This is a genomic window from Maricaulis sp. (assembly GCF_030149235.1).
Classification (GTDB): Bacteria; Pseudomonadota; Alphaproteobacteria; order Caulobacterales; family Maricaulaceae; genus Maricaulis.
Genome location: NZ_JASBRW010000004.1, coordinates 96,294 through 113,007, shown reverse-complemented (window position 1 = coordinate 113,007; position 16,714 = coordinate 96,294). Strand labels below are relative to the sequence as shown.

The following is a 16,714-nucleotide window of genomic DNA, read 5'->3' as shown; positions in this document are numbered from 1 at the left end:
CTTAGTGAGCCAGCAGGATAGCGAAGGGCAGGCCCTTCAGCAGGCTCGTCGTTTCATCCCGCCCCAGCGAACGCTGCCAGCCCGGCGCACCAAACCCGCCCATCACGACGAGTTCGGCCCCGTTCTCCTTCGAGGTCTCGATCAGAGCCCGCGCTGCACTGCGGCCTTCAAGCGGCACCGTCCGGGTCGCGGCCTTGACGTCGTGCAAGGCCAGATAGGCGGCCAGGTCGGCCAGCTGTTCCGACGCCTCTGCATCAGCACCGGCATGCAGGATTTTGACGCTCTGCGCCGATTGGAGGAAGGGCATCGCCCCCACCACAGCCCGCGTCGCCTCGAGCGACCCGTCCCAAGCGACCACGACATTGTCGAAGTCATCTGCAGGCTCACGGTCGACTGGCAGAACCAGAACCGGGCGTCCGCTCTCGAACGCGGCCGTCTCGATCGCGTTGAGCTGGTTGGACAGGGAAGAACCCTCCGGCTTCTGCATCACGATGAGATCGCTGAGCCGGCCTTCCTGTTCCATCGCGGTAAGGGGCAGGCCGACATATTCGATGAAGCGCCCGATGGCATTGTCCGGCGCGTCATCCGCGGCGGCATTGAACGCGGCGTGAGCCTCTTCACTGGCCTTGGCAGCGGCATCGTCCAGCGCCTCGAGAACGGCTTCCATGCCGTAGGTGGAAAAGGCGTCACCGAGAAAATCACCACCGCTCGCGGCATTGCGGCGAACGAACAGCCCGTCGAGACTGGCCTCGTGCGCCGCACAAAAGGCGACGGTCTGACTGAGGAGTGACGGGTCGCTCTCGGTGCCGTTGAGGACGACGAGAATTCTGCGTGGCTTCATGGTGAGCCTCCTCTGGTCTCACTCCGGGTAAAGCGGAGCGCTTCTACCTCAAGGGCACATGTGTCAGGCGCCCTCGTCAAGTGGCGAATCGGCGCAGGCTTGATGGATGGAGTCTGGTTGCAGGACGCGGCCATAATTCTGCCCGAGCTTGGCGCGAAGCTTGCTTTGAGTGACAATAGTGTAATGAGTTGGGTGTGGGGTGTACCTAATGGACGAAGCTAAGCGTCCCGGTGTGGTACGATTTCTGGTCTATCTGATCGGCGCGGCGAGCCTTGCTGGCGGCCTGGCCGGATGGGTATTGTCCAGCGGTGGCATGAATTGGGCCGAAAACCTGTCCATGCCGAACTGGACACCCTCGGCGCGGACGCTCGTACTTTCAGGCATTGTGATGTTACATCCGCTGGCCATCAGCCTGTGGATCACCCAGCGCGGCGGCCGCGACGGTATGCGCGCACTGTGCAGTCTTCTCATTCTGGGTCTGATAGGCGGCTTCATCGCCTGGCTTATCGTGTTTTTTGGCGCCCGCGACGTCACCTCGACCTTCCTGGCCAATCTGGCCGGGTGGACCTACGCCCTGTTCGTGACCGGGCTGGTGGGGCGCTGCTCGAGTGCGGCGGGCTATCTGCTCTGGCCGGTCTTTGTCTGGCAGACGCTGAACCTGGCCCTGAGCTTTGAGATCATGCGCTTGAATTCCGGCGGCGGGTTCGCCGGCGGGCTCTAGTCCCGCTCGACCACCAGCACGCCCTCATCAAGCCAGCTGACAGCCTCATCATAAAGATTGAAACACCGGACCTCCGCCAGGCCGGACCGGCTCAGCAGGCGTTCAATCACGGCCAGTACAGCTCGCGGGCGGCCGTCCGGGGTGACCCAGGCACTTCTCGGCTTGGCGAAAATGGACTGCTGCGGCACCGGGATTTCGACCGGACGCCAGACCAGGTCACGCATTTGCGGTAGCTCGGTATCGGGCCTCACGGTAATGCAATGATGCCGGTCCGGACCCCAGCCCGGCTCTGCCACCGTCTGGCGAGCCAGCGTCATGAGATCGACCGCCGTCACCCGGCCGGACAGGATAATGTCGACGCGAGGCGTGACGGTATGGAGCTCGATCTCGAAGGCCATGGCATGCATCTAAAACACGCAACCTAAACCGTCGATTCATCGAATATGCGCATGCCTAACAGGGGCTGAATGCAAAAAGGGCGGACCATGACGGCCCGCCCTTTTCGATAATATCTATAACAAAACCAGGTGTTACGCGAGGCTCGGCTCGAGCCCCTTACACGCTTCAACGAGGCCTTTCACAGCGTCGACGGAATTGTCGAACATGGCCTGCTCATCGGCATTCAGCTCGATCTCTACAACCTTCTCGACGCCATTGGCACCGATCACGATCGGCACACCGACATAGAGATCATTCTGACCGAATTCGCCGGTCAGGTGCGCGGCACACGGCAAGATGCGCTTCTTGTCGCGCAGGTAGGAAACTGCCATTTCAATGGCGCTTTCCGCCGGGGCGTAGAAAGCCGAGCCCGTGCCGAGCAGGGCCACGATCTCGCCACCGCCCTTGCGGGTACGCTCAACGATCGCGTCCATCTTCTCCTGCGTTGACCAGCCCATGGCAACCATGTCCGGAACCGGGATGCCAGCGATGGTGGAATAGCGCAGCAGCGGCACCATCGTGTCGCCATGGCCACCCATGACGAAAGCGGTGACGTCTTCGACGGAGACCTTGAACTCGTCAGCCAAGAAGTGACGGAAGCGCGCGCTGTCGAGCACACCCGCCATGCCGACGACCTTATTGTGCGGCAGGCCGGAGAATTCACGCAGCGCCCAGACCATGGCGTCGAGCGGGTTGGTGATACAGATCACGAAAGCGTTTGGGGCATGCTTGGCGATACCTTCACCGACAGCCTTCATGACTTTCAGATTGATACCGAGCAGGTCGTCACGGCTCATGCCCGGCTTGCGCGGCACACCGGCCGTGACGATGCAGACGTCCGCGCCTGCAATGGCGGCATAGTCGTCGGCGCCGGCCAGCTGGCTGTCCTTGCCGAAGACCGGCGAGGCTTCAGCGATATCGAGGGCCTTACCCTTGGCAACGCCTTCTGCAATATCGAAAAGGACGACATCGCCGAGTTCTTCGCGGGCGGCGACATGGGCGAGGGTACCGCCGATCATGCCGGAACCGATGAGAGCAATCTTGTTACGGGCCATGGGAGGACTCCTTGATCAGGAATGGCTGTGGTCGAAAAAGCAGTTGCGGGCGGTCTAGCGCTGCGGCCGCCACGGGGCAAGCGCGCAGTGCGCCGCACCCGACTTATGGATGAGATAAAACCAGGGTCAGCACGCGTCCATCGCGGCGGTTTGTCAGCTCGACCCGGGCCGGCAGTGCCGCCGACTCCGGTCGCCGCCCGCAGGCCCGGTAGTATTTGTAGCAGCAACGTTCGCCGTCGGGCCGGTGCGCTGTCTTGGTGCAGGTGAGGCATTCATCCTGCAGGATTTTCGGAACCTCATCGAAATCTATGGGGCTGAACCCGTTGATTTCGATCATCGCGCGGGATCCGGCTCCGGCATCACTTTGCAGCGCACCAGCATAGAGTTTCTCCGGTGCCACCAGAGACCGCTCCGCCGCCGCGGCGAGGCGCGCCGCGATCATGTAGCGTTGCAGGGAAAATCCGGTCATGTCACCGCGCACCAGCGCAGCGCCCATTTCAAACTCGCCATGTTCGAGCGGCAAAATGGCGGACATGGCGATGAGCGCATTATCGTCATCGATAATGGCGACAATAACCCCCTCCTTCATGGTGCGGGCGAACATATCCGCATCACGAATAGTCAGGCCGCCCCGCGCATGAGCCCGGACAAAGGCCTCCAGCGCATTCGGGCCGGGAAAGTCCGGATGGCCGCTAATGAGGAGACGCGCTTTCATGCCCGCCTTTTGAACCAGGCCTGCCATTGCGGCAAGTGGGGCCGCAGCGCTTACACTATGCACTGTCGCTAGGCGATTGGGGCGAACCTGCGTAAGGGACATGCACCAGCGCATAGGAGCAAGACATGGACTGGCGCGATCTGCAGACCTTTCTGGCGACGGCTGAAGCGGGCTCGACGCAAGCCGCGGCCGGTGAACTGGGCCTTGACCAGAGTACTGTTTCACGCCGGATCGCAGCCTTTGAAAAGCGCATGGGACAGCGCTTTTTCGACCGCCTCCCCAGTGGGCTGGAACTGACCTCGGCCGGATCGGTCATGCTCGAAACGGCGCGCCGTGTGGAATGCGAGATCCACGCTCTGGAACGCCGGGTCATCGGCGACAGCCCGGACCTGGAGGGCGAGGTCAGACTGTCCGCGCCACCGCTCTATCTGGCGGAATATCTCGGAACCGTGCTGCAGCAATTCCATCAGCGCTATCCGGATGTCCATATCGACCTTGATGTAACAATGGGCGAGGCCAATCTGACCAAGCGCGAGGCGGACATTGCCGTACGCGGCTCCAATACGCCGCCCGAACATCTTGTCGGCCGTCAGGTTGCGACCCTGCATGTCACCCTCTACGCCGCAGCCGAGATCGCCGATCAGGGCCTTGATCTGCCCTGGATTGGATGGGGTGAGCCGGGAGAGCTAGAGGACTGGGCCACGCACCGTGATCTGCGGATTTCCCGCCGCCTCTGGCGCGCCGACACGCCAGATGCCCAGCTCAACCTGGCACAGCGCGGTATGGGCATCGCAATCCTGCCCTGCTCGATCGGCGACCCTGACCCCGGGCTCAAGCGCATCTGCGGCGATAGAAGCTGGCCCAGCCGGGAAATCTGGGTGCTGACGCATCGCGACCTGATCGCGGCTCCGCGCATCCGCACCCTTTTCAACTTCCTCGCGGACGGGCTGCGTGAGCGCGCCGACCTGATCGAGGGCCGTCAGCCCGGCTAGCGCTTGGTCGCCATCAGGATGCCGTCACCAATTGCCGTGAAAGCCATATCAACCCGTTCATCTTCGCGGATTTTCTCGGCCAGCTGATACAGCGCCGCCGTATCGCGATCTCCCTCCCGCTTGCGCGGATCGGCGACATCGCCGGACCAGAGCACATTGTCGAACAGGAACAACCCGCCCGGTCGCAGAATCGCCAGCCCGGCCTCGTAATAGGTGTCGTAATTCGCCTTGTCGGCATCGACAAAAATCAAATCCGCCTGCCCGGGAATCTCGGTGGCCAATTGCTTGGCCGTCTCCGTGGCGTCGCCCTGACGCATATCGACCTGCCCGGTCACACCAGCCTGGTCCCAGAAGCGCGTGGCCTGTCGGAAATAGTCGGCGTTGATATCGCAGGCATACAGCTTGGCCGCCTCACCATGCAGCTCCTTCATGGTCAGGAGCATTGCGGTCGAGGAATAGCCGGTGAAGACCCCGATCTCGACCACGGTCCGGGCCTGGACCAGCCGGGCGCACATTTGCAGAAAGGCGCCCTGCTCCGGCGAGATCTGCATGCGCGAGATCTGGCCCATATTGTCTGTGAAGGTCCGGCAGGCCTCGAGAGCGGGATGCTCGGCCCGGTTAGCGTTGCGGACATAGGCGGTAAGGGTCTCATCGAGACCGATCGATCTGGACATGCGGTATCCCCGGCTAGCACGCCGAGGATACCGTGTGGCTTGCGGGTTTCGCTAGTCCCCGAGACCAGCCACCCAGGTCTGGAGCGCCGGCGTACTCCAGTCGGTTCCGGGATAGGCACGCTCAGGCACATAGGTCTCACCCGAGGCGCGCGGGCGGCCACGATAAACTTTGATCGGAAGCCCCAAGCTGCCATAGCCCGATGGCAGGTCGAGCGTGCGCAATTCCATATAGGCACTGTCGGCGTAGGTTTCGCCGCCAACATGGGTAACGCCCCCAAGCGCGTACATGCGGTCGGCGAAGTCGAGACACGCGCTGCCACAGGCTGAATCGGTGAGGAAATAGACGCGGGCCGCGACGGGGTTTTCCGCCGCCGGGGCCACCTCCTGGGCCTCGCGGCGTTCACGGTAGAGATCCTCGTCGGCCTCGCTGGCCGCGAGCATGCCGGCAAGAACCTCACGGAAATAGGCCTCGGCATCGCTCATATTCTGCTCGACCGTGAAATCGATGATGAACCGGGCGTGGTCAATATTCTCCTCGGAGATGCGGTAGTCCACCCCATCGGACCGGGCCGGCGCGCGATAGGCGGCGTAATCCTCGCCCCACACCGCGTTGACGATGGCATCACCCCAGGAGCTGGCACCGCCATTATTGCTGCGCACATCGAAGACCAGCATATCGGCGACCCGCAAATCATCGGCACGCTCTTTCAGCTCGTCGATCAGGGCGTGCATGGTTGCCAGGTCTTCACCTTGCGGCGCAAAAGTCGGCGTGCCGATCCAGAAGGCGTTCGGGGCAAACTCGTGCAGCCCCCAGGGCGCCGGCGCCGGCTGGGACAGCGCATCGGAGACCTCCCACCAGGTGTCCGCATCAATGTCCCGCCATTCCAGAGCCACCGTCTCAGTGCTCTCGCCGTCAGAAAGGCGGCAGCTGCCGGGCCGCTCGATGAAGGGATTGCCACGCTCGACCATCAGGCGCGGCGCCCGCTGGGCCCAGTCAGCGACCAGGTTGGGGTTGCCGGCGAAATCGAAGATCCGCTCGCGCATCCAGTCGTCCAGAGTGCGGCCATCGCAATCGAGCAGTTCATAGCCATCCAAAGCGGCCGCAGTCGCGTCACCAGAGCGGACGAACCAGCGCCCGCCAGTCCGGATGGTGACGAAGCCCGGCCACTGATAGGTCTCGACACCGGACCGGGCCCCGACACCGTAATGACCGTCGCGATAGTGTGCGGCATAGGCTCGAAGCGCCATGGCATAGCCGGCCTGGCTATCAACCCGCGCCGCCAGATCGAGCCCGCGCTCCAGCGCGATCTCCATCTGCGTGCCGAAACCCGGGTTCTCGTCATCGACGGGACCGGGGTGATGCGCCTGGGTCTGCGCGTGCATGAATTCGATATCGCTGCGCGCCAGTGCGCCCCAGTCCGGCATATCTGCCTGTGCCAGCGTCGCCGCGGCCATCGCCGTCATAACCGTCAGCATGGATCCCCCTGATTTCAGTTCCGTTGTGCTTGCAGGCGGCAAAATACCCAGACCGGCAAACCGGTCTATTGCGGGAAGCTTACGGATAGCTCAGGAAATGGAGATCACGCCTCGGCGGCGTCATCGACCTCGCGCCGCTCAGCGGCGAGATAGTCGTGCGAGCGCATTTCGATCAGCCGCGACACGGTACGTTCGAACTCGAAGGCACCATCACCGGCCGGATAGAGGTCCTGGGGCTCGGCGTCGGCGCTCATCACCAGCTTGGTGCGCGCTTCGTAAAGCGTATCGATCAGGGTGACGAAGCGCTTGGCTTCATTGCGCTTGTCGGGCGAGAGCCTGGGGGTGCGCTCCAACAGGACCGTGTGGAAACGCCGGGAGATGGCGAGATAGTCCGCTGCCCCCAGCGGTCTGGCGCACAATTCCTCAAATCCAAAGCGAGCGACACCGGCCGCCTCACGCTCCACAATCAGCTCACGACCATTGACGATCAGCGTGCACTGCTGCGGCGCCGCGCAATGGGTCAGACGGTCCCAGGCATCCTCCATGGCCAGCTCGGCATCGGTATCGAGCGGACAATAATAGACCGGCGCAGCCTCAAGCTGGCGCAGGCGGTGATCCACGCCGCCATTGAGCTCGAACAGATCCATGCGGGACTTCAGCTCCTCGATAAAAGGCACAAAGAGCTGGCGGTTGATGCCATCCTTGTAGAGGTCGTCCGGGAAGCGGTTGGACGTGGCGACAACGACGATACCCTCAGCATAGAGCGCCTCGAACAGGCGGCCGAGAATCATGGCGTCGGCGATGTCGGTAACCTGGAATTCGTCGAAACATAGCAGGCGCGATCCGGCAATCAAAGCGCGCGCCACCGGCGGGATCGGGTCATCACCGGCGCCCTTGACGTATTCGGACCGGCGGCGGCGCTCGCGCTCGCTCAGACCCCGCCATTCGGCGATGCGGGCATGCACGTCCTGCATGAATTCATGGAAGTGGACCCGGCGCTTCGGCTGAGTCGGGGCATCGTCATAGAACAGGTCCATAAGCATGGACTTGCCGCGTCCGACCCCGCCCCAGAGATACAAGCCTTTCGGTGCCGGTTTCGGTTTCGAGAACAGGCCACGCTTGCCCGGCTTCCAATTCGCCAGCCGCTGCTGTAGCGCACCAAGCGCCTGTGCCGCCCGTTCCTGGTCGGCATCGGGCGATAATTCGCCGGAGGCAATACGCGCTTTGAGACGGTCAATCGGGGTGGCCATGGGATCAGCCTAAACCAGAAGCCTTGCTGTCAGGTCAATGCCGAACAACTCATCCCGCCGGCCAAAGCCGCCAGATCGCGGCGGCCAGCAGGAGCGAGGTTGCAAGACCGGCGGCAAGCAACAGACCGGGACGTCGGATCTCACGCATGAAGCGTCTCCAGGACCGATCGCATCGAGGCTGGCAGGGTAACGGGACGTCGGGTTTCACGATCAACATAGACATGAATGAAATGACCCTGGGCCGCCGGCTCGTCTTCACCGGGTTTGAACAGACCGATCTCGTATCTCACAGAGGAATTGCCCAGACGCGCCACGCGGATGCCGGCCTGGACGGTTTCGGGATAGGCCAGTGGCGCATAATAGGCACAGCCGGTCTCCACGACGAGGCCAATCACGTCACCGGCATGGATATCCAGCCCCGCTTCCTCGATCAGGAAGCAATTCACCGCGGTATCGAAGAAGCCGTAATAGGCGGCGTTATTTATGTGACCATAGATATCATTATCGGCCCAACGGGTCGGCAGGTCGCGCCAGCGTGCATAATCAGAACGGATTCGTTTCTCGCTCACAATACAGCCTCATAACAGGCCTGGGCGGCCTCCAGTGTCATTTCGCGCGGGTTGTTGACCAGGAGGCGTTTGACCTCCATCGCCTCTTCAGCCAGGCGCGGCAGATCATTATGGCTGACGCCGACCTGGCTCAACCGGGTCTCGATGCCGACACTGTCAGCGATGCGCTCCATTTCCGTGACCAGTCCATCGGTGGAGGCATGCAGGCCGAGATGGATCGCCAGCTCGGCATAGAGCGGCTCGGCTTCAGGAGCGTTGTAACGCAGCACTGGCGGCAACATCAGCGAATTGGAGAGCCCGTGCGGTACGTGGAATACGCCACCAAGCGGGTAGGCGAGGGCATGCACGGCCCCGACCGGCGCGTTGGCGAATGCCTGACCGGCCAGGAGGGCGCCCAGCAACATGTCTTCGCGCGCCTGGCGATCAGCGCCATCGCGGCAGGCGGTTTCAATCGCGCCATGCAGCTTCTTCAACCCCGCCAGAGCGAGCGCGTCGGATACCGGATTCTTCTCGATTTTGGAGGTATAGGCCTCGATTGCATGTACCATTGCATCAATGCCTGTCGCGGCCGTGATTGCGCGAGGCAGACCATAGGTCAGCTCGGCATCGAGCACGGCGATATCAGGATAGAGCGCTGGCGCATTGATCCCCATCTTGGTGCTTTCGCCGATCGTCAGGACTGAGATCGGTGTCACTTCGGACCCGGTCCCTGCGGTCGTGGGGATGAGGACCAGTGGAAGGCGTGGGCCGGTGGCATTATTGACTCCATACATGTCCTCAAGGCGCTGCGAGGAGCCGAGCAGGAGCGCTACCACCTTGGCCGTGTCCATCGACGACCCTCCACCCAGGCCAAGCACGACCTCGGCCCCAAAGCCGCGCGCTTGATCCTCCGCCTCCAGGACAATCGTTTTCGGCGGATCGGCGAACACACGGTCGAAGACCTGCACCTGCAGCCCGGCTGACTGCAGCGAGGTCACGGCCGAATCGATCAGCCCGGCCTTGCGAACGCCGGGGTCGGTTATGAGGAAGACCCGTTTGCGGGCACCGATCAGCGGTGCAGCCAGACGGGCCAGCTGGCGTGTGACCCCGGCGCCGGCATGAATGTGCGGCACGGTGCGGAAGGAGAAGGCGGAGGCGGTCATGCGGCAGGTCCTTTCAATCGCGACCGGACCATGCCCGCGCCTACCGGATCAGGCAATAGGAGACGCTGGCGCGCGCTCCAGGCTAAATCCGGTATTAAGCAAACTCATACCGTGCATGCCGCAATCAGGTCGCGGAAGGGTTGGTGATTCTCATTTTCAAATACTGGCCGAGACCGTGTGACACTTATATGTCAGCCCCGTCGCCAGAAGAGCGATGAACAACAAGACGAGTGTGTGTGGTGAGTATGTCGGTAAGGGTCAGCCTTCTCGAGCGGGATAGAATTGTATCCATGACGCGTTCCGGTCTGGCGACCCGCGTCCAGACCAGTGCGGCCAATGAGACGGTCCGCGAGCTTGTCATCTCGTCCGGTGCGCGCGGCGTGCTGGTCGACATGCGGGAGATCGAGGTGATCACCTCGGCCCGGCATTGTGTCGAAGTACTCGAGGACTTCATCTACACGCTCGAGCGACCGCTTCCCATCGGCTTCCTGCCGCCCCGGCAATGGAGCCAGGAGCACCACGAAGCCGCCTGGGCCCTGTCGCGCCAGATCGAAAATCGTTGCGGTGTGTTCAAGACCTCCGAACTGGCATTGGAATGGCTGCGCTCGGAGACACGTTCACCCGCACAAGGCTTACGGGCTCAATCCAGCCCACCTAAATCAACCCCAAACAGATCAAGGTTATCACAGATTAACTTTACTAGAACAATAACTTAAGATCATTTCGCATGACTTGAATCTGGGTCGTGAATGCAAATATAATTAGAATACTATTCAAAATATGTGTGGGTGCGTTATGCCAATTCGGGTTGGGCCACTGGATATTCCAGAACCCTAGAAGTGACGAGTGTCGGTGACATCACCAACCAGGAAACGGGTTGGGCGATCGAACGGGTGCGTGAGCTGGTGGCCGAAACCGAGGCAACGCATATCCCTGTCGACAGCTCACGTCTGGATAACTCGCTGTCGCGCAACAAGGTCGAGAATATCGCCGAGGACTTCATGCTGGCGATGGACCAGCCCATCACCCTGGCCTATGTGCCCTCGCAAATCTCGCGGACATGGGATCTGTCGACGACCTGGCCGGTTTTCGAGGCTGGCAATCTGCGCATCAAGGTGCTCAAGGACCGCGCCGCGGCCCTCGACTGGCTCCGCGAGCACGCCGGCGTGACCGAAGACGACAGCTGATCGCCCCCGGTCTGCGCCGGTCTGGAACTTACCGCATTGTCGGAATAACGAAGGCCTGATCACCGATTTCACCCGACGGCCAGCGCTGGGTCACGGTCTTGACCTTGGTGAAGAAACGGATGCCGTCAGTCCCGTACTGGTTGGTATCGGTGAAGGCCGAACGTTTCCAGCCGCCGAAGGAGTGGTACGCAACCGGTACCGGGATCGGCACATTAATGCCGACCATACCGACATTCACCTTGGCCGCGAACTCGCGTGCCGCGAGACCATTGCGGGTAAAAATCGCGACGCCATTACCGTATTTGTGCTGGCTCGGCAGGCTGGCCGCCTCTTCCAGGTCATTGGCACGCACCACCTGAAGAACCGGGCCGAAAATCTCTTCCTGGTAGGAGGTCATCTCCGGCGTCACCTTGTCGAACAGTGACGGACCGATGAAGAAGCCCTTCTCGTGTCCCTGTAACGCGAAGCCGCGACCGTCGAGCAGCAAGTCAGCGCCCTCATCAACACCGGTCTGGATCCATTTCTCAATGCTCGCGCGGTGCGCCGAGGAGACAACCGGGCCGTAATGCGCATCCGGATCGGTGGAGACGCCAACCTGGAGCTTTTGGGCCTCTTCCTTCATGCGCGCGACGAATTCGTCAGCCGTGTCCTGGCCGACCGGAACCGCGACCGGCAGGGCCATACAGCGCTCGCCGGCGGAGCCGTAGGCGGCACCGAGGAAGTCCTTGACCACCTGGTCCATGTCCGCGTCCGGCATGATGATACCGTGGTTCTTGGCACCGCCCATGGCCTGGAAACGCTTGCCGTTATTGGCGCAGGTCGCCGCGATATACTGGGCAATATTGGAGGAGCCGACGAAGGATACGGCCTTGATGTCGTCATGGTGCAGGAGCGCGTCGACGGCCGTCTTGTCACCGTGCACCACCTGCAGCACGCCTTCCGGCAGGCCCGCTTCCATCCATAGCTCAGCGAGACGGACCGGAACCGACGGGCCCTTCTCCGACGGCTTGAGCACCAGGGCATTGCCGGTCGACAGCGCCATGCCCATGAACCACATCGGAATCATGGCCGGGAAGTTGAACGGGGAAATGCCCGCGACCACGCCGAGCGGCTGGCGCATGGAGAAAACGTCGATGCCCGGGCCGGCGCTTTCCGTGTACTCACCCTTCATCAGGTGCGGCACGCCCATGGCGAACTCGACCACTTCAAGACCGCGGATGATATCACCCTTGGCGTCGGCAATAACCTTGCCGTGCTCGGAAGAGAGCATTTCGGCCAGGCTGTCCATCTCCGCCTCGACCAGCATTTTATACTTCATCAGAATGCGGGCGCGGCGCTGCGGGTTCATCGCGGCCCAGGCCTGCTGCCCAGCCTTGGCACCGGCAACGGCGGCATTGACCTCGTCGACCGTGGCGAACTGGACGCGGGTCTGAACCTCGCCCGTGCTCGGATTGTAGACATCGCCATACTGGCCCGATTGGCCCTCAAAGCTCTTGCCGTTCAGAAAGTGATGAATGTCGCGGCTCATGGCGCGGTCTCCCCGGTTATGGCTGGGCGGGATTTCGATACGCTCCCGCGGAAGGAATTGGGGCTCAATTAGTATGGCGGCGCGCGCCTGTCGAGCCGCTGCGCGGATTGGGCGCATCCCGCCGCCGTGACCGTCGTCACAGGTAATAGTCTATACATGTGGACTTTGCGCAACAGTTCGGTCGCGTAACAGGGTTTTCTGTCTAAACCGGGAGTGGAGTGCTTGCGGCCAAGCCCCGCTTAATGTGTATCTACGGTTACTAGAATTATAAAACAGGGTGCGGGGGGTGAATTTCAGTCTCTCCTTGCGCTCGCTCCGTGTTTGCTCAAGGAGGGGACCTCTGATGAAACTCGAAACCGCAAAATCCGCGTTCAAGAAAACGCTGACCTCGACCACGTCGGCCATGGTGCTGGCACTGGCCGGTGTGACCGCCATGACGGCGGCTCCGGCAGAAGCTATTCCGTTCCGTGACGATGTTGGCGATGCCGGCGCCCAGGCCTTCGCGGCCGGCTGGGACGGCGTTGTCCAGATCTTCTACTGGGACCAGGGCACCGGTTCGATCTTCTTCAACTGCACCGGCTCCATGATCAATGCCCGTACGGTGGTCACTGCGGCACACTGCTTCAACAGCCAGCCGGACAGCACCTACGGTTTCGGCCAGTCGGCGGTTCCGATCGTCGCCTATGGCACGGATACGTTCGACGCCCTGTTCAACTGGATCGGCACCGGTCAGCAATTCCTGTCCGACACTCAGGGCCTCAGCTTTGCTGTCGACACCATCAACCATCCGGACGGCCAATTCGGCGTTGAGGACTTCCCGGGCGCCGACGTCACCCTGCTGGCGCTGCAGGACCCGCTCTACACCCTGCCGACCTATGGCATGCTGTTCAGCCCGATCCCGACCGACATCTTCGATGCCGGCGTTCTGGTAAACCAGATCGGTTACGGCACCTTCCACCCGGGCTCGACCGATGTCGGCGGCATCAATGGCCTGCGCCGTGCCGGCGAGAACATGCTCGGCCTGATGGGCTCACAGAACGATTTCTTCAACGCGCTCGCCCAGAACGCACTCTACACCGGGCCGACCAGCAGCAATCAATCGCTCTACTGGACCGATTTCGACCTGCCGGGCCGCACCGGCACCTGTGTGCGCGGCCCCGACCCGTTCCTGCTCGGCGCCACCAATTCCATCGTCTGTGACGATAATAACGGTTTCGATGGCGGCTTTATCGACGGCGATACGCTGATCCTGCCGAGCCCGAGCATTGACTACTTCCCGGGCGACGCCCTGCCGAATGAAGTTGCCACCGGCGGCGGTGACTCCGGTGGTCCGCTGATGGCGATGAACCTCCATGACAATCCGCTCATTCTCGGCGTTCTGTCCGGTGGCTTCGTCGGCGGTTTCTTCCACTCGGCTGGCCAGACCTATGGCGAAGTGAGCTATTACAACCCGCTGTTCAACTTCCACCAGTTCATTGCCGAAAATAACCCGTACAAGTACGTCTCGGCTGTCGCCGGTGACGGCAATTGGTCAGACGCCACGCACTGGGTCCAGACCATGGACCCGAACTATTTCATCTATGACGGCTCCGGCAATCTCGTGAACGGCCTGCCGACCGGCCCGGAACCGGGTCTTGGCGGCACCGGCCCGCAGGAAGGCATTGTCTTCGACACCCCGGCCGAAACCTTCACGACTTCCGGCGGCGCTCCGTCTGTGCAAGAGCCGCTCGACAGCCAGAAGGCCAATGGCTTTGCAGTGGCCGATGCCACTGAAGCAGCCGGCGGTTTCCAGACCCTCTCCGGTGATCTGGCGGCTGACGACTCGGCCAACGGCCTGGTGATCGGCACCGGCGCGACCGCGTCCAACACGGCTGCGTCCATCACCGGCAAAGCCCCGGTCCAGGATGATGTCGCCGGCGTCTTCACCGACTTCGTCGCCACCGGCTTTGTCGCCGATGCCGGCGTGGCCGAGGCTCCGGCTGGCGGCTGGGCTGGCCAGTCCGGCAGCACCGGCACCCGCGGCGCAGCGACCGGCCCGGGCTCGACCGATTTCGTTCCGGACAACAACTATGGCTTCGGCGCGGCTGTAGCGCAGTTCTTCGAGGTCACCCTGGATGCCAATGGCACCACGACCGCGGACCTTCCGTTTGTCGAGATCGACAAGCTGAACATCCGCGGCACCGGCGCGACCCTCGACATCCTCGACACCTCGACCATCCTGTCGATGATCAATGTCGAAGTCTTCGGCGGCACGCTGAATGTCGACGGCCTGCTCGGCACGCGCGAAGTCGTGCTCTGGGGCGGCCTGCTGACCGGTTCCGGTGAGCTTGACCTGTTCGAAACCAACCTGCTGTTCGGCAATGGCGTCTCCCAGGCCGGCACGCTCTTCAACCTGAATGGTGTGGTCAATCCGGGTGCCATGGGTGCGACCGGCACGCTGGAAATGTCCGGCAATTACGTGCAGGCCTCTGGCGGCGTGTTCATGGCCGACATTGATGCAGGCGGTGCGTCCGACAACCTGCTCATCGATGGCGACTACTCGCTCAACGGCGCACTGGTCGTGAACCCGGTGGCGGGCTATCTGCCGCGCTATGGCGACAGCTTCGAGATCATCACCTCGACAGGTGTCGGCATCGGCAGCTTTGCCGCTGTCTCCGACCTGCCGGGTGTTCTGCGCCCTGTCGTCAGCTACGGTGCCTCCACCGTCGGCCTGACCCTGGAAGCTGACGCTTTCTCGACGCAGGCGGACTTCACCAATGCGTTCCAGACCAATATCGGTTCCGAGCTCGATGCAGCACGCGACACCGACTATGCGGCCCTGGCTGACGTCTTCGGTGGCCTCGACCTGATGCAAGGCAATCAGCTGCTGTCCAGCCTGAACAGCTTGGCCCCGTGGGAATCGGTCCTCTTCGACCGCTCCACCCGCATGCATGACCAGGTCCTCAACCGCGCCCTGCGTAACCAGATCGGTGAATACTGGGGTTACTCCGGTGCCGGTGACACGACCATGGCAGCTGCCAAGCAGGCGACGGGCTCGACGCTGGATCAGGATCTGTCCCACCTGGCCATGGCGGCTTCCGCCAAGGAAGGTCACGGCGATCATGATGGCGCAAGCCGCGTCTTCGGCTCCTTCGGTCTGATTTCCGGCGATGCGGAAACCATTGTCGGTGCCGAGCAGAGCGATCTTGAGGGTGATTACGGTCTCGTCGGTTTCGACATGCCGCTCGGTCACAACATGCGGGCCGGTGCTGCAATCGGTTTCGCTGACACCGACAACACCCTTGGCGCCATGTACGGTTCCACCATGGCCAGCGTGGAAACCGACCAGTACAGCGCCTTCGTGTCCTACGAGGAAAACCGTACGCACGCATCCGTCGCCCTGCACTACAGCGAGCACTCCAGCGACAGCACGCGGATCGTCAATGTCGGCTCCACCGCTCCGAGCGCTGCGCGCTACGAAGCTGACGGCTTCGGCATCGACGCCTCCTGGCGTTACGATCTGAGCCCGGAAGACCGTCGCTATCGCGCCGCAACCGTGGCCGGCCTGAGTTATAACCAGGTCGACTTCGATGCGACGAGCACGACCGGTGCCGTGGCCGGTCTCGATATCGCAGCACGCGATTACGAGAGCCTGGCAGCGCGCTTCGGTGCGGCCTTCGCCTTGAACCTGGGCGGTTCGACCGAGCTCGGCTTCTACACCGGTGCGGCCAAGGAGTTTAACGACGATGCTGAACTGTTCAGCGCCGTCTTCTCCGACGCTCCGAATGTCGGCGCCTTCGCCGTCGAGGAAGATGGTCGCGATACGATCTGGTTCGAGTTCGCGAGCTCCCTGTCTGCCGAAGTCGGCGGTGGTGTTCTGGCCCTCAACTATGAGAGCACGTTCGACCGTGACTATGCGGACGGCGAGACGGTCTCCGTCTCCTTCGCCCTGCCGTTCTAATCAACGGCAAACGCATCAAGGGAAACGCCCGGCCGATTGGCCGGGCGTTTTCTTTTGCGCTGAGCCCTACCAAGTTTTCATGCAGGAACGCGACGGATGCCGGCCGGGCCGTGCGTTGCTGGGGTACTGCTGGCACATCGCAAAGCCCCCGGCGGGACTTACGTCCTCGCTCTCCCGCACGCCGCC

The 16,714-nt window shown here is 62.3% G+C and carries 15 protein-coding genes; 5 read left to right on the top strand and 10 right to left on the bottom strand.

Annotation, left to right across the window (positions count from 1 at the left end; genetic code table 11):
- Position 1: 1 nt before the first annotated feature.
- On the bottom strand, positions 2 to 841 hold the full coding sequence (locus Q1V51_RS00845; RefSeq protein WP_300551780.1) for a universal stress protein: 840 nt from the start codon (positions 839 to 841) through the stop codon (positions 2 to 4).
- Positions 842 to 1,049: 208 nt separating this feature from the next.
- On the opposite strand from Q1V51_RS00845, the gene Q1V51_RS00840 reads away from it, so the two are divergent.
- Positions 1,050 to 1,562 (top strand): TspO/MBR family protein, encoded by a 513-nt coding sequence (locus Q1V51_RS00840; protein ID WP_300551778.1) that lies wholly within the window; start codon positions 1,050 to 1,052, stop codon positions 1,560 to 1,562.
- Here Q1V51_RS00840 and Q1V51_RS00835 read toward each other — a convergent pair.
- The 3 genes from Q1V51_RS00835 to Q1V51_RS00825 all read right to left on the bottom strand — a co-directional run bounded on the left by Q1V51_RS00835 (position 1,559) and on the right by Q1V51_RS00825 (position 3,770).
- Positions 1,559 to 1,969, bottom strand: a complete 411-nt coding sequence (locus Q1V51_RS00835; RefSeq protein ID WP_300551777.1) for a hypothetical protein — start codon at positions 1,967 to 1,969, stop codon at positions 1,559 to 1,561. The genes Q1V51_RS00840 and Q1V51_RS00835 overlap by 4 nt on opposite strands.
- Positions 1,970 to 2,092: 123 nt before the next feature.
- The gene (gene mdh, locus Q1V51_RS00830; RefSeq protein WP_300551775.1) at positions 2,093 to 3,055 is read right to left on the bottom strand and encodes a malate dehydrogenase; all 963 of its coding nucleotides are present in this window, start codon (positions 3,053 to 3,055) and stop codon (positions 2,093 to 2,095) included.
- Positions 3,056 to 3,158: 103 nt separating this feature from the next.
- A complete protein-coding gene (locus Q1V51_RS00825; protein ID WP_300551774.1) occupies positions 3,159 to 3,770 on the bottom strand; it encodes a hypothetical protein in 612 nt (203 codons plus the stop codon).
- A gap of 125 nt (positions 3,771 to 3,895) precedes the next feature.
- Here Q1V51_RS00825 and Q1V51_RS00820 point away from each other — a divergent pair, with 125 nt between their 5' ends.
- On the top strand, positions 3,896 to 4,762 hold the full coding sequence (locus tag Q1V51_RS00820; protein ID WP_300551772.1) for a LysR family transcriptional regulator: 867 nt from the start codon (positions 3,896 to 3,898) through the stop codon (positions 4,760 to 4,762).
- On the opposite strand, the gene Q1V51_RS00815 is transcribed toward Q1V51_RS00820, so the two are convergent.
- The 5 genes from Q1V51_RS00815 to Q1V51_RS00795 form a co-directional block, all read right to left on the bottom strand.
- Entirely contained in the window at positions 4,759 to 5,436 is a 678-nt protein-coding gene (locus tag Q1V51_RS00815) for a class I SAM-dependent methyltransferase (RefSeq protein WP_300551770.1), read from the bottom strand. The two genes, Q1V51_RS00820 and Q1V51_RS00815, sit on opposite strands and share 4 nt — an antisense overlap.
- Positions 5,437 to 5,487: 51 nt before the next feature.
- Complete coding sequence (locus Q1V51_RS00810) at positions 5,488 to 6,912, bottom strand: S41 family peptidase (protein WP_300551768.1); 1,425 nt, start codon at positions 6,910 to 6,912, stop codon at positions 5,488 to 5,490.
- A gap of 104 nt (positions 6,913 to 7,016) precedes the next feature.
- Positions 7,017 to 8,162 carry a cell division protein ZapE gene (gene zapE / locus Q1V51_RS00805; protein ID WP_300551766.1) on the bottom strand — a complete coding sequence of 382 codons (1,146 nt, stop codon included), beginning with the start codon at positions 8,160 to 8,162 and terminating at the stop codon, positions 7,017 to 7,019.
- A gap of 140 nt (positions 8,163 to 8,302) precedes the next feature.
- Complete coding sequence (locus tag Q1V51_RS00800; protein ID WP_300551764.1) at positions 8,303 to 8,731, bottom strand: thioesterase family protein; 429 nt, start codon at positions 8,729 to 8,731, stop codon at positions 8,303 to 8,305.
- On the bottom strand, positions 8,728 to 9,873 hold the full coding sequence (locus Q1V51_RS00795) for an iron-containing alcohol dehydrogenase (protein WP_300551762.1): 1,146 nt from the start codon (positions 9,871 to 9,873) through the stop codon (positions 8,728 to 8,730). The genes Q1V51_RS00800 and Q1V51_RS00795 overlap by 4 nt, the downstream gene beginning before the upstream one ends.
- A 290-nt stretch (positions 9,874 to 10,163) precedes the next feature.
- Between Q1V51_RS00795 and Q1V51_RS00790 the strand changes: the two genes are divergently transcribed.
- Entirely contained in the window at positions 10,164 to 10,589 is a 426-nt protein-coding gene (locus tag Q1V51_RS00790; protein WP_300551760.1) for a hypothetical protein, read from the top strand.
- A gap of 123 nt (positions 10,590 to 10,712) precedes the next feature.
- Positions 10,713 to 11,060, top strand: coding sequence for a hypothetical protein (locus tag Q1V51_RS00785; protein ID WP_300551758.1), 348 nt, complete (start codon positions 10,713 to 10,715; stop codon positions 11,058 to 11,060).
- Positions 11,061 to 11,088: 28 nt separating this feature from the next.
- On the opposite strand, the gene Q1V51_RS00780 is transcribed toward Q1V51_RS00785, so the two are convergent.
- Entirely contained in the window at positions 11,089 to 12,588 is a 1,500-nt protein-coding gene (locus Q1V51_RS00780; protein ID WP_300551757.1) for a CoA-acylating methylmalonate-semialdehyde dehydrogenase, read from the bottom strand.
- A gap of 343 nt (positions 12,589 to 12,931) precedes the next feature.
- Here Q1V51_RS00780 and Q1V51_RS00775 point away from each other — a divergent pair, with 343 nt between their 5' ends.
- Positions 12,932 to 16,528: an autotransporter domain-containing protein gene (locus Q1V51_RS00775; protein ID WP_300551755.1), complete on the top strand. Its 3,597-nt coding sequence runs from the start codon at positions 12,932 to 12,934 to the stop codon at positions 16,526 to 16,528.
- Positions 16,529 to 16,714 lie beyond the last annotated feature (186 nt).

Bases quoted from the DNA above. Each gene is read 5' to 3' on its own strand.
- Q1V51_RS00845 (WP_300551780.1), bottom strand. From the start codon at position 841: ATGAAGCCACGCAGAATTCTCGTCGTCCTCAACGGCACCGAGAGCGAC.
- Q1V51_RS00835 (WP_300551777.1), bottom strand. From the start codon at position 1,969: ATGCATGCCATGGCCTTCGAGATCGAGCTCCATACCGTCACGCCTCGC.
- Q1V51_RS00815 (WP_300551770.1), bottom strand. From the start codon at position 5,436: ATGTCCAGATCGATCGGTCTCGATGAGACCCTTACCGCCTATGTCCGC.
- Q1V51_RS00775 (WP_300551755.1), top strand. From the start codon at position 12,932: ATGAAACTCGAAACCGCAAAATCCGCGTTCAAGAAAACGCTGACCTCG.
- Q1V51_RS00795 (WP_300551762.1), bottom strand. From the start codon at position 9,873: ATGACCGCCTCCGCCTTCTCCTTCCGCACCGTGCCGCACATTCATGCC.
- zapE (WP_300551766.1), bottom strand. From the start codon at position 8,162: ATGGCCACCCCGATTGACCGTCTCAAAGCGCGTATTGCCTCCGGCGAA.
- Q1V51_RS00825 (WP_300551774.1), bottom strand. From the start codon at position 3,770: ATGAAAGCGCGTCTCCTCATTAGCGGCCATCCGGACTTTCCCGGCCCG.
- Q1V51_RS00780 (WP_300551757.1), bottom strand. From the start codon at position 12,588: ATGAGCCGCGACATTCATCACTTTCTGAACGGCAAGAGCTTTGAGGGC.
- Q1V51_RS00810 (WP_300551768.1), bottom strand. From the start codon at position 6,912: ATGCTGACGGTTATGACGGCGATGGCCGCGGCGACGCTGGCACAGGCA.
- Q1V51_RS00840 (WP_300551778.1), top strand. From the start codon at position 1,050: ATGGACGAAGCTAAGCGTCCCGGTGTGGTACGATTTCTGGTCTATCTG.
- mdh (WP_300551775.1), bottom strand. From the start codon at position 3,055: ATGGCCCGTAACAAGATTGCTCTCATCGGTTCCGGCATGATCGGCGGT.
- Q1V51_RS00790 (WP_300551760.1), top strand. From the start codon at position 10,164: ATGACGCGTTCCGGTCTGGCGACCCGCGTCCAGACCAGTGCGGCCAAT.
- Q1V51_RS00820 (WP_300551772.1), top strand. From the start codon at position 3,896: ATGGACTGGCGCGATCTGCAGACCTTTCTGGCGACGGCTGAAGCGGGC.